Here is a 14,489-nt window from a genome sequence, read left to right as displayed (position 1 = left end):
CCGGGCGGTCCCATTGGGTATATAAACAAAGCGGCCTGTTTTGCCGCGGTTTTCCACCCGAACAGAGGGGGGTCTGCGCGTGAGCCTCGCACCATCGAAGCGTGCGGGCGAACGCGCCGAAGCGGACCAGATCCAGCGCGTCGACGGCTTCGAAGCCGCGCCGAAGAACGGAGACGACGGGCAAGAACTCCCGTACGACATCGTCTGCGTTCGCGCGGTCTGGCCCTCGCCGGACCTTCCTTTCGTCGGCGTTCTCGTCCTCGAACAGGGCTCCGAAGTCGAGTCCAAATCCTGCGCGGTCGTCATCAACGAGTCGCAGGATCGCGGTCGCTACTACCTGCGAAAGAAGCAGCACGAAGCGCTCGTCGAACTCGGAGCGTTCTATCTGTTCAGCGTCCGCGACCCGAACACCGACGAGGTCATCGCTGCGAAAATCGTTCCCGCGACCGCGGTCACCGACCTCAACTTCTCATGGATCGAGGCGGAGGGACGCGCGACCTTCGGCCAGATCACCTGGACGCAGATCTTTGACCGCGAGGAGGTCGAGTCGCGATGAGCGTTCGCGGCACCTACTTCACCGCGCTCGCGAACGGCGACGCCGACCCCGACGACCGCGCGCGAGTCTTCGCTATCGTCCGCGACGTTCCCGAGTGGGCCGACGACCTCGTCGACCGCGCGCTCCCACAACTCGCACCACCCGAGTCTCTCGAGCACGCGCGGGCTCGGGTCGAGGAGGCCGCCGATGCAGACGGCGTCGACAACGCGCTCGCAGTCTCGTGGCAGTCGACGGACTTCGAGACGCGCTTCCGGAGCTACCTCCGAACCACCGGACCTCGCGAAGTCCTCGCGACGGTTCAGTCCGACGCCGACGAGCGCCCCGTCTGGCTCGTCTCGTGGCGTTCCGACGACCGCCACGACCATCGCCGCATCGTTCTCGAAGAACTCCATCAGCGGACGCAGAACGGCCCCTGCGACGACGGACGCCATGAGTGGACTCGTGGGTCTGTCGTCGGGGTGCTCGTCTGTGACATCTGCGGCTACTCCTCGCAGTCGATTACCGACTGGTTTGGTCAAGAGGTTCGCGTCGCCTACGGAGGTGACCGCCGGTGAGCCGCGGCATCGAATACGGAAAAGCGGTGATGAACTACCCCGGCGCGAAGGCGCGTCTCGCACCGTGGATCATCGACCACTTCCCGGAGCACAACACCTATGTCGAGGTTTTCGGTGGGTCCGCAGCAGTCCTTGTTCACAAGCCAGAATCGGTCAACGAGATTTACAACGATCTCGACGACGACCTGGTCAACTTCTTCGAGGTCCTTCGAGACAGTCGCGAAGAGCTACTCGAGTGGCTCCACTACACACCGTACTCGCGGAGTCTCTACCAGCAGTTCTCAGAGAACTACCACACGGATGACCAGCCTACTGACGACGTTCAGCGTGCTGGTCAGTACTGGTATCTCGTTCAGGCTGCGTTCAACGGCGACCTCACGAAGCGGAACTCGTTCTCGACGTCGACGTCCGCGCGAGGATACGCGTGCGACTCGCAAGCCAGGAACTATCATCGTTCCCGAGAGCGGCTCGAAGCGTTTTCTCGCCGATTTGAGGCAGTTACCATCGAATGTCTCGACTGGCGTGACGTTCTCGACCGATACGACTCGGAGACGACGCTCTTCTACGTCGACCCGCCGTACCTCTCAGTTCGGTCTGAGGGCTACTACCCGAACCACGGTGTCGACCACGACGCGCTCATAGAGCAGCTCGCGGACATCGAGGGAGACGCTGTTATCTCGTACGGAGAACTACCAGACTACCCAGACGCGTGGGGACTCCGCGAGCGAACGGTTACATCGACACTCTCGCGCGCGAATGGGACTGACAAAGAGTGTCCCGAGAGGCTGCTGCTGACGTTTGATCCTGACCACGCTGTCTCGTTCCGAGACTTGAATCAGCAGACTCTTGGCTCGTTCGGAGCCTCCGGAGGTGACCGCCGGTGAGCTTCACTCGACAGATTTGCGAGTGGGAGGAACGACCGTACACGAGCTACGATCGTCGCCGTGCAGTCGTTCAACACCGGATCGTCTTAGAGGTCTACCGAGACGGGAACAGCGACATTCGCCACGAGGTCCGCTCAGACTACGAAGAAGCCAAAGAGTCTGCCGAGTGGTCGCTCTACGAAGCCTACGAGATTCGCGGTAGCCGTGTCGATTACGTCGGAGGTGACCGCCGGTGAGCGACGATTCCGGCGAGGTCGTCGCGGAGTTCTCTGTCCTCGACGACGCGGACGTCGTCACTTCGAGCGACGAGGACACCGTCGCGTCCGCAGTTGACAACGGGTACGAGCCCGGTTCGACCGTCGACGACGACTCCGAAGACGTCGAATTCGAGATGCCGGAGTTCGTCGCGGCCTGTCGCTACTGCCAGACGAGCTTCGAGACCGAGGAGGCCGCACTCGAACACGAGTGGAACTGCGACCTGGAGCCGACTGGCGAGTGTCGCTTCTGTGGCGGCACGCACATCCGAAAGGACGTTCGCGAGGACCACTTCTACGCCTGCGCCGAAGCGGAAGAACACGAGCGGAAGCTGAAACGCGGCTCCCGCGCTCGGACGATGCGCGGACAGGACTCGAAGACCGCTGTCTCGGGGCTGCGGAAGTTCCTCCTCCCGCAGCCGCACGAGTTCAGCGCCTATCTCAAGTGGGACAACTCTCTGTCGACCTACTTCGGACTCGTCTCGCTGTTCAAGATGCACGATTTCGAGGAGCACGGGAACCTTCGCGCCGGCATCGAGTACGACGATGAAGAGTGGAACGTCGAGTTCGGCTACGCCGACAACCCCGGTCTCGCGACGCCGAACGACAGTACCGACCTCGGTCGGTGGGACTGGCGACTCGACGACGTTCCCGAGTTCCTTATCCGCGTCTATCCAGCGGCCTACCAGTCGTTCAAGGACGCGAAGGACGAGAACCGAAAGCGTGCGTACTTCCGCGTCCGGCCGCGGTGGCCGGGGATCACTTCGAAGAGCGGGAAGAACATCCCGAACCCGCACAACATCCTCGGCGTCGACGTCGAGACGCGCGGGAGCTACTTCGAGTTCGACCAGTACCCGACCGTCCTGTTCGAGGCGCTGCGCGAGCTTCGCGAGCGCCAGGACGAGTTCGGCTGGAACTCGTTCACGGAAGTCGACTACCAGGCGCTTGCCCCTGAGAAGATCCACGAGTCGTCGAACATCACAGACGCCGAGCTGTACGTCCGCGCGAAGAAGGGCGAGACTGGCAAGGTGTTCGCGCTCGACGGCACGCTCCATCGCATCTCGCTGATTCTCGGTCGCGAGCGGAGCGGCTACTCGAAGACGGTCCGCGACGACCGCGAGTGCGCCGGCTACTACCACACGGCGACGATCTGCGCGATGCGCGCGGCCGAGGTCGTCGGAGGCCACGAGTTGCCGAAGGAGTTCAAGCACTATCACATGAAGAACCCCGAGGCGGTCTCTGGGACTGAACTTGAGAATCCGAAGATCGGCGTCTCCCTACAGAACTCGCTGTTCGACGACACGCTCCGGTTCGACGACGTCGACCAGCTCCACAAGGAACTCGAAGAGGGACTGCTGAACGTCCTGAACTGGTCGGACCTGCCGGTGACACCGGACCACCAGAAGTTCGTCGCGGACGACTACTTCAAAGTCGTAGGCGAGGCACGGATGGTCAAGGTCATCGACAACCCGCTGCCTCGTATCGCGCAGCAGCAGGACGATGAGATTCGGATGTTCGCCACCGCCGCGAATCTCTACGAGACGGACGTCGCGATCACCGACGAGCTGGTGACTGACGGCGGCCACATCTCGCCGGCGGAACTCGCTGAGCGAATCGGCGTCCACATCGACACGGTCTATCGCGCGCTGAAGCGCCTCGGTGATCTCGTGATTCACGAGTACGGTCACGTCGAACTCGCCTCGAAGCACATCGCGGAGGGGATCGTCGAGCACATCGAGTCCGCTCGGCGGTCGGTCTCGGCGACGCTTGAAGAGGCGACCGACGATATCATCCGCGCCGACACGTACGGCGATGGGAACGGACCGTGGGAGCGCTGGCTGCGCAACTACGTCCGCGACCGCCAGGACCGCGACGATGGTCGCGAGCTTCTCGAACTCGCACCGCAGGCGACGCGTGAGGAGGTCAAGCGTATCCTCCGAACCGGCGCTGCGAAGTGGGCTGAGGTAACCGGCAACGACTGGCGGCAGTTCGTCCGTGAGTTCGATGTCGTTGGTGAGGCGCACGACACCTCCGCTCCGTTGACGTACAGCTTCGGTCAGATGCGTCAGCTCATCGGCTGACGTCTGGTTTCGCGAGTGGCAACGCTGTTCTCTGACGTTAGTCCCGGCAAGAATGTCTGTGTTTTCAGGACGTTAGCGACTGAATTTTTCTTGGCGCCGTCTCACCTCGACCAGCGCCGCGGCCGCCGTCACTCCGAATCCGGGGGGACCCCCCTGATTCTCCGTTAGATGTGTGGCTAAAGAGCCACACACCAAGATTACCGGAGTCTTCGCTGCGCTCAGACTCCAGATGAAACACATGAAACGGGGGTCGCCGCGCCTACTCGGCGCGGCTTGCCCGCGCGAAAAATTTAGACGGCGACTCGCTGTGCCCGAGATCAGTCGTGCGCACCGGGTGCGTGATAGATTCCAGTTCCGGGTGACCTAAGCCACCCCTCAGAACGAATCGACTGGAGGCAGTCGCGGACAGTCTTCTCACTCACCTCAACGTCGAGCGATTCCATTACCTCACGGTGGCCGAATTCACGGTCAGCTGGTATCTCTCGATCTTTCCGCGAATGCGCGACGTGCAACGCCGTGGACCAAATCTTGTCCCTCGTTGTGTGTTTCGCCATGTTGTGTTGATGAGGACCGGGCGGAATATATGTTCCCGTCGACGGAATCATATGTTCCGTGCGGTCCTGAGCCAGTGCGGCTTGCCCGCGCGAAAAATTCTAGGCCAACCCGTGCGAGTTTGGACGTGCCGGGGATCCCCCCGCCGCGCTTCTGGGCCTTTATTTCTGCGTCGGGGAGAGAGAATCAGCTTGTAGGTTCATCTATTGCGTCAACCGATTATTTCGAGTGTGTTTGGTGTGGATTACCCGATTAGTCTGTCTCACCGCTTAATTCAGTCTCATTATCGAGACATCGGTATAGATGTCGACGATTGCAACGACCGCAACAAGCCCTATTGCAAGTGGCAACGCGATTTGAAAGCCAGCCGACTCTGCGATTGCGGCTATCCCCCCGAGAACGGTACACAATCCCCAGATTAAATAAATCTGCGAGCGCCCCTGTAGCCGCTGATAGAGGCTACGTCGTTGCATTCTCATACATTCCTATTTCCCCGTTTTCATAAATTTTGCTGAGATTCGAGGCCAATCCTCTTTCTTGTGGGTAGAGGTAATCCCGATCACCAACTTGCATCCCTGTCCCACTCACTATGAACCCTGTTCTTTCGTATTCTCTGTCATAGATTAATAAATCATCTTCTGTTATCGCAGTCGTTTGCAAACCCCCGCTTGGACGATACAGCTGTGATTCCCGGCTTTGGGCGGAGTACATGACTCCATGGGGGCCATAAAGTTCGCCATCGGCGTAACCGTCTATCCACGGTTGTGCTTCGATCTCCTCCGCGGTCCCGTAGGATTTGAAATATGGGTCGTCGTAGAACATCGCTGAACTAAATCCAGCAATTGCAGACGCCGGGGCCAGAATAGCCAATAAAAAGATAGCAGCGACTGCGATCTGGGGCTTTTCGAGTCGGCTAATCGCGAGTCCGAACAGTACGTTGATACCAAACAGATAGCCGAGGAGATACCATCGTTGTGGTAATATGTAAGACACGTTCACGACCGATCCGACCGCCGCGACCCCTAACGTGAGGGTTGTAATCGCAATTGGTTCGCGGAACCGCAATAGCCGATCATACTTGTTCAGGATGTAGAGTCCCCCCCAAACAGCACCAAATAAGAGGACTGCTTGTCCGAACATCTGGAAAACTAAGTCGAAAGATAACGTCGCGAATCGGCTTGCGCCCTGGACTGATTCTTCTCCGGTTGCAGTCACCACGTCCATGACGTCGATGACGGCTGCTCCGATGAACCGGGTCCAGTGTGGGTGAGCAGCGGTGACAAAATACCCCCAGAACAGAATCGAATAAACAACAGCCGGGAGACCGAATGCGCGGCGACCGGAAACCAGTGAGAGGACAATTAAGATCATCCACATCACAGCACCGCTAAAGGGGTGGATAATCACCATCGCGAACATTGCGAGGAAGGTGAGGACGGCGGCTTCCACTCTTTGATTACGATCATAAATATAGAGGCAGACAAGGGCAACGAGCAAGATCCCGTAGCCAAACGTCATTTTCCCAGGATGGGTGAGTGTGAAGTTCCCATAGTCTGCCACAGCCGGGACCATAGCTGCAATCCCCGCGGCTTTTGAGTTGACAAAGCGGCGCGCGAGGAGGAAAGAGATGACGCAAATACCGGAATATATGATCGTGGCAACAACGACGTATGTCCAAAAAGCGCTAAGACCGCTGAAGAGCGAGGCTTCTGCGACGAGAACATGGTGAAGTGGGAAGAACAGGCGACCGATAGGATCGAACCCGTTCTGGGTTAGAATACTCTGGATCAGTCCAACATGGGTGTAGTAGGTGTCTGGTTCCCAAACCCCGGCCTCATAGGGGATTTGAGCCGTTGCAGCGATAACAACTGCGAGAGATGCGGCCATTCCAGCTCGCTGCCAATCCCGAGTGTGGTGATGTAAGATAATCACCGCGGCAGTTGTAATAGTAATAGCTTGACTGAAATACGTGAGTTCTGACCAACCAGTTTGGTGTGCGCTGTAGAAGCTCCCACTTATAGAGACAAATAGGAGGATGATGAGAGGCCGTCTGTCAAATGTGAGGTGTTTTATTTTGTTGTCGAGGTTGACAAACGGATATACGATTAGTGAGGCAAAAACTGCTAAAGATATGATGAAGAATGGCCATTTGTGCAACCTGTAAAGAAAAAAACAAACGAACAGGACGCCTACCGACAAAAGTAGATGAATTGATTTTGAGAAGTGGCTCCACCGAAGGTCCATAGATTCGAATATTAGCGCGGGTTGATAGGTTTAGCGGTGTTGGTTTAAACCGGGGGTGGATCTCCAACGACAACGTTAGAGCGAACACATTGGAACCCGGTACCCCTTGCTCGTCATATGCGTTTCTTCGAAATATCCGATTCCTTGAGCGTCGTTGCCCGCGAACTCCACGAATCCCTTTATCTGGCCGTCAACATCTTGGAAATCGAAATCCCCTCCCCCTTGGAATGTAACCTGCTCGTCTTCAACGGACCACGATAGCAAATCGCTGCTGTCTGGTGTGCATCGGGCAATTCGATAGTTGGGATGTTGCTCAGAATTGTCGATGAACATCTGGAGCTCGCCGTTGACAATCTGGAGATTTGGGTCGCCAGTATGCCACGGTTCTCCCGAAACGTCTAAACAAACCCCTTGGTCGTTCCAGGGGCCGGTTGGGTCCGACGCGGTGTTCACTCGAAGGTAATCCGAGCTTGGTTGACTTTCATACGGCTCCCCCTCGACAAAGAGATACCACGTCCCGTCTTGTTCCCATGCTCCGCAATCGGACCCTCCAGGGAGGGTCACTCCGTATCGTGTTAGATTTGCTAATGAGTCTCCCGTATATAATCCTGCATCTGTGTCGTTTTCACTCGTGAAAACGTAGTATGTCCCGTCCCTCTTGACGTAATTTTGGATGTTTGACCCTACGTCGTCAGATAGTTCGGGGGTTATATCCGACGCTACCAAACTCCGGTCAGCGAAGTTTGGCTCCGAACTTTCGTACAGGGGGCTAGTGTTGTTGTTGTTGTCGTTCACCGACAACAAGTATGGCTTGTCTCTCGTGGGGTCGTATTCGAACGTGGGGTCTGTGACCCCACTCCCGAACGGCTCGCTCAGAACTGCAAAACGGTACGTTGAGCCGGCAGCGACGCCCATTATGCAACCCCTTGAACGACATATGTGGCGGTCATCGTCCCACTTGTCGGGAAGACTCGAACCGTGTCATATGCGGTCGCCGAACCATTCCATAAGGCGCTGCCCTCGTATTTTGCAACTTCGCCGAAGTCGGCGATGCCGCTCACATCCCAATCGACAGATGGTTTCGTCGCCGTGTTCGCCGGATGTGAGAGTTCGATTTTGGCTTGGGAACTGTCGGCGCTGCCCGCTCCGAGAACCTTCGTCAACTCAATGTCCGCTGCTCCAGAGCCAGTCGATGGAGCATCTTGAGAACCTGCTTCGAAGTTGGAGTGCTGCCACTTGTAGCTGCCACTCAGGTAGGATGAGCCACCATCAGTTGATAACTGGATGTTCAGCTCGGCGGTTTGAGACAGCTGGACGTCGAATAATCGGACTTCGTAGCCTGCAAACGTGTTGTCCAACCCCGTGATGACAATTTCGCTGACTCCGCTCACGGTGTCGGTTTCTTGCGTATTTAACCCAGGGGAGAGGACGCTTTCTGCGCCACCGTAGGGCTTCTTGTAGAGTTTCCCGTCTGGCTTGCTGTAGATTGCTGTGTTGTCTGCCTCGATCGCGCTATCGCCCGGGGTGCTTGTCAGGTGGCCGAGGTGGGTCACCCCGATAAAGCCGTCATCTGCACTTACCGAATGTGTATCCAGTCCTGGGTCGTACCAGCCGTCGCCGGCCCAGACAAGTCGCTTCGATGTGTCGGTCTGGAACCAGATGTCGCCAAGAGATGGATTATCCGGCGGGAAGTTCGACGGACCCGAGTAGAGTTCTGACCGGAATGTGTCGTCGAGACCACCCCCACCAAGTTGCATCACTTCATCGCCGCTGTCACTTGTCGCCGCGTCGACGCCAGCCGCGGCGACGCCAGATGCTCCAAGCGCTGCGAGCACTTGTCGGCGAGTGAATTTCTGGTTACCAAGCTTCACCGTCTGTTCGTCGTCAGCCATGGCTATGACGACTGGCTGAATCGCCTAGTAAAATTGGTGTGGATGGAGATTTCAGGCTATCTACCGGCCGAGTCGAACATATCGAGTGTCCACGCCGCGGCCACAGCGATGAGAGAGATCGCGATCACGATCATGGCTGTCTGAGCAGCATTCGAGAAGCCGACAAGGGCTGACGCGAAAGCGGTCGTCACAGTCGACGCGTACGAGACGTACATCGGTGATCCGTCGAGAACTCCGCCGTCCGAGCGGACCACCTGACCACTGGACACTTCGTAGTCCGATGATGTGACATTAGCACCCGCGAACCCCTCGACCACCGATGCACCTGTTGCTGAGAGAGTTCCGCCGCCGAAGATCGGGATACCGCTGATCGAGTCTCCCCATGAATCATACATTACGCGTGCGACTGGGTCGGGGCTTATTGGCTGCACGGGATTCTGGAAGAGATCCGTGCGTTCGCCGGCCGTGACTCTGACATCGTACACTCTCGTTTCCTCGAGCGTCCCGTGGAGGTTTGTCGCGTTGATCACCGCTGTTGTCGACGTCGAGTCGTTCACCGTTCCAGACGCAGATACATTTGCAGATTCGGTGAGATAGATTTCGTCGCCAGAGCGCTCAAGGGTCAGGAAGGTGCTGTTCGATGGGTCGGTTGCGGAAGCTTCGATCTGGTGCGTTGTCATCGAGGCGTCGTCGTAGACGATTCCAACCCACTCGTCTGTTGTCGCGTTGTAGAGTATCGTCGCGCGACCGTCCGCAGAAACAACGGTCATCATCCCGGTCCGGTTTTCGGGGTCGTCGACACTCACCCAAGTCGACAGCGTCCAGCTGCTGTCGGGAGTCCAATTGAAGTTCCCTTTCGCGAACCCGTTGGAGAACGATGCTTTCGTTCCGAGTGACTGCTGCACTTCGAGATCGGTGATGTTTGTTCCTTGGAGCGAGACCGGACTACTACTGTCGGACGATGTTTGGAACGCTTCCCGTTCGGAGTTGACGCCGATAGCGGCCGTGTAAAGCGCGCCAATAACCACGGCCGATATGACGAGCAGGATGATCACCCCGGCAATCTCCTCGATCTGGTCGGACATGGTTTGTGCAATGGTTCTCAGCTAGATAATACTGGTTGCGCTAGAGATTTTAGCTAGTCACAACCTTGATCCAGTTTCTCCCCCTGTGCGAGAACTCCCATACCCGCACAGACTGGGCGAAACTATCTAGGCTTAAGTCAACCAACCCCTGTGCATGAACGTCGCCTGCTACGCCCGCGTCTCGACCCTCGATCAAAGCCTCGCCCGACAAGTCACCAGCACACTCAAATTCGCCGCCGACCTCGACTCGAACCTCGAAACGAGCGGTACCCCCGAAGAACTCGCAGAGCAGATCGAGGCGGGTGCTGCAACCTCACCAATGCATCTCGGAGACACCACCCTGTACTTCGACAAGTCCACAGGAACCAACACCAACCGCGACGGCTACCGAGACCTCCTCAACGACGTCGACGCCGGACACTACGACGCGGTCGTCGTTCATAGCGTCTCCCGGATGTCCCGCTCCATCCGCGATCTCGACCAGACTGCCGAACGGATCGTCGAGGAGAACGAGACCGCACTCCACATCATCAGCGAGAACTTCGACCTGGTGCCCGGCGAGCGTGACCCATACCAAGACGCGATGTTCCGACTCCTCGGCGTCTTCGCCCAGCTCGAAGCTGACATCGCGAAGCAACGGACCAAAGAAGGAATCCAGACGCGCATGGCGAACGAGGAGTATCATCACGGACCCGCTCCACTCGGCTTCGAGAAAGACGACGGCTACCTCATCGAGGCCGATGGTTTCGACCGAGTCTGTGCCGTCCTCGAACTTGTCGACGACAGTGCGCTCTCAAAGCGGAAGGCTGCTCGGGAACTCGGAACATCGAGGAGAACAATCAACCGTTCACTCGACCGCGAAGAACTCTACGGACTTTAATCGCTCTTCCAACGGTTCCTGTCACGGATTATCTTTTCAAGTCCTTCGGCAGCTTCTATCGCCGTCGGTATCCGGAATGAATCCACGGACGCCGTCGTATTGTGAAGCTCCGTCTCCGGACGTTTCACCCGTCATGGAACCACCGCCATCGTCGAGGTGACTAATCCGTCTGCGAACACGACAACCCCCGCGATGAACAAGGTCGCGAACGCTGCCCAGACGATCTTGTCCCACGCCGACAGAATGTCCTGCACAAGTTCGACGTCCTCTGTCGCCGACTCAGCCATGAGACATCACACTCCGGTTGAGCCTCACGAAATGGTATCCGACGAAGCCAAGCAAACCAGACGCACCAACCGAGTCGTAAACGATTGCTGGGACCCACTTATTCGAGAACGCGAAGCGTGCGGTTGCGTTCCCCACTACGATCGCCGTTCCCAGCCCCGTATCGATCATCTTCTGGATACAGGAGCGATACCATTCTGCGATTGCCGAACGCTGAGCTGGTGGCTCAACGGACTGGTCACCGTACGGCTGCTCGAATTCGTTCGGGATGTATGGGTTGTCGCTGCGTTCGACCTCTCCAATATCGATGTCGAAGTCATCTGCCGGGACTCGGGCCTGGTCGATCGTAGTCGCATCAAGTCCGATATTCCCACCCAACATCACGCCCATCAGCGCCATCACGACGATTAGACCGATGCTGTGAATGGCAAATACCCGACCGAGGCTAAACATCATCGACGGGCCTTTCCTTGTCGTCTCTTCAATTGCCTCGAACAAAACCCTCACTTCGAATCACCACAAGCTGCGACAAAGGTCACGTCGTCTCGATCGACATGTGCAATGGCCTGGACTCGACTTCCCAACAGCGGGCGGATCTCTTCTGCTGGCGAGCCAAACACCGAGTGTGTTTCGACGATGACGTGACCGAACTTCTCTTCGATTGGGCACTCTGATAGAATTCCGAGCTCTGCACCTTCCGCATCGATGACTAAGACGTCGGCACTGGGGAGATCATCAGCCTCGATCATCTCAGCATCCCCGAGTGGCCCCCAGACATCGATTCCCGAACCAACAAGACCGTGAACGACAGTGCTCTCAGCCTCGACACGGTTGAGACGTATCGTCTCTCGAGTCACGTCGACGTACTCAGCAGATGCTTCGAACGTCGTCACGTGACCATCTGGGCCAACTTGACGAGCTGCGACGACAGAGGCGACACCTTGGCCTCCGCCGATGACAACGATCTCGTCGCCCGGCGAGCCCAGCTCACGCAGCGGCTCGATGAGGTGCTCCTTGAACTCGGGCATGTTGTCGTTGACGTCGAGTAACTTCCTCGTCCTGACCGCAACCCCGTTCAGGTTCGCGAACTTCCTCGGCAAGAACGGTCGAATCGTTCGGTTGTACAGTGATCGAATCATCACATCCCACCACCATGAGACAGCGCGAGCGCCGCGCTCGCCGCCCGTACACGCGAAGAAACGCCGAAGGACCGACGGATCCGCCGACCCGACGACCCGCCATTCGCGTATCTCAAGTTAATATAAACACAAGGGTGTGGGGGGGTGGGTGGGTGTCCCGAATCTGTATCTGGATTTCTACATGACATCTAAATCAGCCTCCCGGACCACGAGCTTCTTGATCTGCTTCGATTCAGCTTCGCTCACCGCGTAGTCTATTTTCACCATATCCCGGTCGAAGTACTCACCACCAGACGCCTCACTGATGTATTCATCAACCCGTTCCTCGTCGAGGATTTCTCGGGCAACATCCATCGGTGAGAGTTGATCCGCTTCCGCGTCTTCCGACTCTGCACGCACGCGTTCGAGCAGATCGTCAACAAGCCCATCGGTGAAATCACCCTTCGTCGACTCGTACTCCTCCACGAGTTCTGGCGAGGGCAGTTTGAACTTCATCCACTTGTGGCGACGGAGTACACCGTCATCACCGACCATCCGGTGGTACTTTTTATACATCATCCCGGTCTCGTTGTTCGTCTGGATGTACTTCCAACGAGCTTTCGACTTCCCCACTGACTCGTCTTTCCCGACCATGATTCCGAGGTGGTGGAACCGACGTTGAACGTGTGAATCGATCAGATCGAAGTCCGGCACCGTCATAATCGCACCGTGGTTGCGATGTCGCCATGTCTGCGTTAGAGCGTCTAAGACCTGATTGGCGACGGTGTACCAGTTTCGGTTCCCGGCGGCCACACCCGCCTCTTCGAGCATGATAATTGATCCTGGCGGAAGGTCACTCGCCGCCAGTTCGAGAAACTCCTCAACGGAGTACGTCACCCTATGCGGCCCGAAATTGGGGTCCAGAGCTTCTCCAAGACGGAGTCCGGCGTAAGACTTCCCATCCCCAGTCTCGCCAACGAGACAACACATCCAGTTCTCATTGTACACGTTCATCCGCGGCCAGATCTTCCGTCGCAAAATGAGATTCTCACGAACCGGGTCCGGCATCTCCGAGTAGTGGCTCTTGAGATTTTCCGGCTCGGTTCTCGACTTCATCCGATCGACGATCTTCGGTTCCTGAGAACTCATACGACCTCTCCCTCCGCGTCCTGCAGCTCGATTGAAGGCGAAAAACCGAGCTTCGTCGCCGCGTCGTCGAGCACGCCCGCTATGTCGATCAGAACTGGAGCATCCAAAACGAGTTGGCGGGAGACTGACTCATACCGCGTCCCACGCATGTCCGACTTCTCGACCGTTTCAGAGACTGTTGCCGTCTCAAGTTCCTCCAAGATTTGGAGACCCCGGTATGGCTTAACTTCGGTCACGTCCACGGTTTCCTCAGCAAAACCACCGTTCTCAGTCTCGCGGACAACCGTCTCCGTATCGGTGACAACCTCGCGAGTCCACTCGCTTGAAAGCTCGACCGAACCCCACCATTCTTCGATGATACCTTCCGTCCGGAGAGGTCGCAGAGCGTAGTAGTACGCGATGATAGCCTCTTGAAGTTCTTGCCGCCATGCACGCGGGACATGGTCGTACATCAGTCTCACTCGCGTCACCTTCGACCGCGCTTCATGGACCTCGACCTGCGCGTCTTCGATGAGCTTCTCCCGCATCGTCTTCTGCTTCGGTTGATCAGAACTCATCATCGCCCTCCACTCGCGAGATTAAAACAGCGTCTGGAAACCTGATTACAGAGACGTCGTCGCCCTGCTCAAATCCAAACCAATCGACCGCATCTGCGGGGATGTTGATGTTCAGACTGTGCCCGGAGCGCTGAATGTTCCGCCTATCAGCATCCATCGCAGCGCTGGCAATCGAGGAGACACCCATCTCGTCTCGGATCAGATCAGTGACTCGAACACTTCGACGATGTCCTAACTCAACTACAGAGGCAGGCATATCACCGTTCTCGTCACTCTTTGTCGACTGTGCCATAGAAAACAGAACTAGGCATATACACTAGTAAAATTGGGCATAACTCGGCTCTTAACGCTTATTGTACCCATGTGCGGACATACACCCATATTGTTTTTTGTAAATC

General features: G+C 57.2%; 17 protein-coding genes. 6 read left to right on the top strand and 11 right to left on the bottom strand.

Features of this window, described 5'->3' with window-relative positions; genetic code table 11:
• The first annotated feature begins 79 nt into the window (after positions 1-79).
• From C5B91_RS20260 to C5B91_RS20240, 5 genes are read left to right on the top strand one after another with little or no spacing between them, the layout of a single operon-like run.
• On the top strand, positions 80-556 hold the full coding sequence (locus C5B91_RS20260; RefSeq protein ID WP_115820254.1) for a hypothetical protein: 477 nt from the start codon (positions 80-82) through the stop codon (positions 554-556).
• Positions 553-1,110, top strand: a complete 558-nt coding sequence (locus tag C5B91_RS20255) for a hypothetical protein (RefSeq protein ID WP_115820253.1) — start codon at positions 553-555, stop codon at positions 1,108-1,110. The genes C5B91_RS20260 and C5B91_RS20255 overlap by 4 nt, the downstream gene beginning before the upstream one ends.
• Complete coding sequence (locus C5B91_RS20250) at positions 1,107-1,994, top strand: DNA adenine methylase (protein ID WP_115820252.1); 888 nt, start codon at positions 1,107-1,109, stop codon at positions 1,992-1,994. The genes C5B91_RS20255 and C5B91_RS20250 overlap by 4 nt, the downstream gene beginning before the upstream one ends.
• Entirely contained in the window at positions 1,991-2,230 is a 240-nt protein-coding gene (locus C5B91_RS20245; protein WP_115820251.1) for a hypothetical protein, read from the top strand. The genes C5B91_RS20250 and C5B91_RS20245 overlap by 4 nt, the downstream gene beginning before the upstream one ends.
• Complete coding sequence (locus C5B91_RS20240; RefSeq protein ID WP_115820250.1) at positions 2,227-4,329, top strand: AsnC family protein; 2,103 nt, start codon at positions 2,227-2,229, stop codon at positions 4,327-4,329. The genes C5B91_RS20245 and C5B91_RS20240 overlap by 4 nt, the downstream gene beginning before the upstream one ends.
• A 317-nt stretch (positions 4,330-4,646) precedes the next feature.
• Here the strand turns inward: C5B91_RS20240 and C5B91_RS22020 are convergent, their stop codons facing one another.
• The 5 genes from C5B91_RS22020 to C5B91_RS20215 form a co-directional block, all read right to left on the bottom strand.
• The gene (locus C5B91_RS22020) at positions 4,647-4,883 is read right to left on the bottom strand and encodes a hypothetical protein (RefSeq protein WP_147298802.1); all 237 of its coding nucleotides are present in this window, start codon (positions 4,881-4,883) and stop codon (positions 4,647-4,649) included.
• Between the two features lie 457 nt (positions 4,884-5,340).
• Positions 5,341-6,768, bottom strand: a complete 1,428-nt coding sequence (locus C5B91_RS20230) for a hypothetical protein (protein ID WP_115820249.1) — start codon at positions 6,766-6,768, stop codon at positions 5,341-5,343.
• Positions 6,769-7,200: 432 nt separating this feature from the next.
• The gene (locus C5B91_RS20225; RefSeq protein ID WP_119712971.1) at positions 7,201-8,040 is read right to left on the bottom strand and encodes a hypothetical protein; all 840 of its coding nucleotides are present in this window, start codon (positions 8,038-8,040) and stop codon (positions 7,201-7,203) included.
• The gene (locus C5B91_RS20220; protein ID WP_115820247.1) at positions 8,040-9,017 is read right to left on the bottom strand and encodes a hypothetical protein; all 978 of its coding nucleotides are present in this window, start codon (positions 9,015-9,017) and stop codon (positions 8,040-8,042) included. Before C5B91_RS20220 ends, C5B91_RS20225 begins: the two co-directional genes overlap by 1 nt.
• 56 nt (positions 9,018-9,073) lie before the next feature.
• A complete protein-coding gene (locus C5B91_RS20215) occupies positions 9,074-10,102 on the bottom strand; it encodes a hypothetical protein (RefSeq protein WP_115820246.1) in 1,029 nt (342 codons plus the stop codon).
• 154 nt (positions 10,103-10,256) lie between these two features.
• Here C5B91_RS20215 and C5B91_RS20210 point away from each other — a divergent pair, with 154 nt between their 5' ends.
• Complete coding sequence (locus C5B91_RS20210; protein WP_115820245.1) at positions 10,257-10,982, top strand: recombinase family protein; 726 nt, start codon at positions 10,257-10,259, stop codon at positions 10,980-10,982.
• A gap of 131 nt (positions 10,983-11,113) precedes the next feature.
• Here the strand turns inward: C5B91_RS20210 and C5B91_RS22160 are convergent, their stop codons facing one another.
• The 6 genes from C5B91_RS22160 to C5B91_RS20185 form a co-directional block, all read right to left on the bottom strand.
• Positions 11,114-11,269, bottom strand: coding sequence for a hypothetical protein (locus tag C5B91_RS22160; RefSeq protein WP_158544191.1), 156 nt, complete (start codon positions 11,267-11,269; stop codon positions 11,114-11,116).
• Positions 11,262-11,765: a hypothetical protein gene (locus C5B91_RS20205; RefSeq protein ID WP_147374895.1), complete on the bottom strand. Its 504-nt coding sequence runs from the start codon at positions 11,763-11,765 to the stop codon at positions 11,262-11,264. Before C5B91_RS20205 ends, C5B91_RS22160 begins: the two co-directional genes overlap by 8 nt.
• Positions 11,766-11,770: 5 nt before the next feature.
• The gene (locus C5B91_RS20200) at positions 11,771-12,406 is read right to left on the bottom strand and encodes a hypothetical protein (protein WP_115820243.1); all 636 of its coding nucleotides are present in this window, start codon (positions 12,404-12,406) and stop codon (positions 11,771-11,773) included.
• 177 nt (positions 12,407-12,583) lie between these two features.
• On the bottom strand, positions 12,584-13,534 hold the full coding sequence (locus C5B91_RS20195; RefSeq protein ID WP_115820242.1) for a hypothetical protein: 951 nt from the start codon (positions 13,532-13,534) through the stop codon (positions 12,584-12,586).
• Positions 13,531-14,091 (bottom strand): hypothetical protein, encoded by a 561-nt coding sequence (locus C5B91_RS20190; protein WP_233514310.1) that lies wholly within the window; start codon positions 14,089-14,091, stop codon positions 13,531-13,533. Before C5B91_RS20190 ends, C5B91_RS20195 begins: the two co-directional genes overlap by 4 nt.
• On the bottom strand, positions 14,081-14,383 hold the full coding sequence (locus C5B91_RS20185) for a hypothetical protein (protein WP_119712970.1): 303 nt from the start codon (positions 14,381-14,383) through the stop codon (positions 14,081-14,083). Before C5B91_RS20185 ends, C5B91_RS20190 begins: the two co-directional genes overlap by 11 nt.
• Positions 14,384-14,489: the final 106 nt, after the last annotated feature.

Source organism: Haloferax sp. Atlit-10N, assembly GCF_003586325.1.
GTDB lineage: Archaea > Halobacteriota > Halobacteria > Halobacteriales > Haloferacaceae > Haloferax > Haloferax prahovense.
The sequence above is the reverse complement of the archived record's forward strand: the minus strand, read 5'-3'. Positions and strand labels throughout refer to the sequence as shown.

Coding starts and splice junctions, on each gene's coding strand:
- C5B91_RS20255 (WP_115820253.1), top strand. CDS start 553: ATGAGCGTTCGCGGCACCTACTTCACCGCGCTCGCGAACGGCGACGCC.
- C5B91_RS22020 (WP_147298802.1), bottom strand. CDS start 4,883: ATGGCGAAACACACAACGAGGGACAAGATTTGGTCCACGGCGTTGCAC.
- C5B91_RS20230 (WP_115820249.1), bottom strand. CDS start 6,768: ATGGCCGCATCTCTCGCAGTTGTTATCGCTGCAACGGCTCAAATCCCC.
- C5B91_RS20225 (WP_119712971.1), bottom strand. CDS start 8,040: ATGGGCGTCGCTGCCGGCTCAACGTACCGTTTTGCAGTTCTGAGCGAG.
- C5B91_RS20220 (WP_115820247.1), bottom strand. CDS start 9,017: ATGGCTGACGACGAACAGACGGTGAAGCTTGGTAACCAGAAATTCACT.
- C5B91_RS20215 (WP_115820246.1), bottom strand. CDS start 10,102: ATGTCCGACCAGATCGAGGAGATTGCCGGGGTGATCATCCTGCTCGTC.
- C5B91_RS20210 (WP_115820245.1), top strand. CDS start 10,257: ATGAACGTCGCCTGCTACGCCCGCGTCTCGACCCTCGATCAAAGCCTC.
- C5B91_RS22160 (WP_158544191.1), bottom strand. CDS start 11,269: ATGGCTGAGTCGGCGACAGAGGACGTCGAACTTGTGCAGGACATTCTG.
- C5B91_RS20200 (WP_115820243.1), bottom strand. CDS start 12,406: ATGATTCGATCACTGTACAACCGAACGATTCGACCGTTCTTGCCGAGG.
- C5B91_RS20195 (WP_115820242.1), bottom strand. CDS start 13,534: ATGAGTTCTCAGGAACCGAAGATCGTCGATCGGATGAAGTCGAGAACC.
- C5B91_RS20190 (WP_233514310.1), bottom strand. CDS start 14,091: ATGAGTTCTGATCAACCGAAGCAGAAGACGATGCGGGAGAAGCTCATC.
- C5B91_RS20185 (WP_119712970.1), bottom strand. CDS start 14,383: ATGGCACAGTCGACAAAGAGTGACGAGAACGGTGATATGCCTGCCTCT.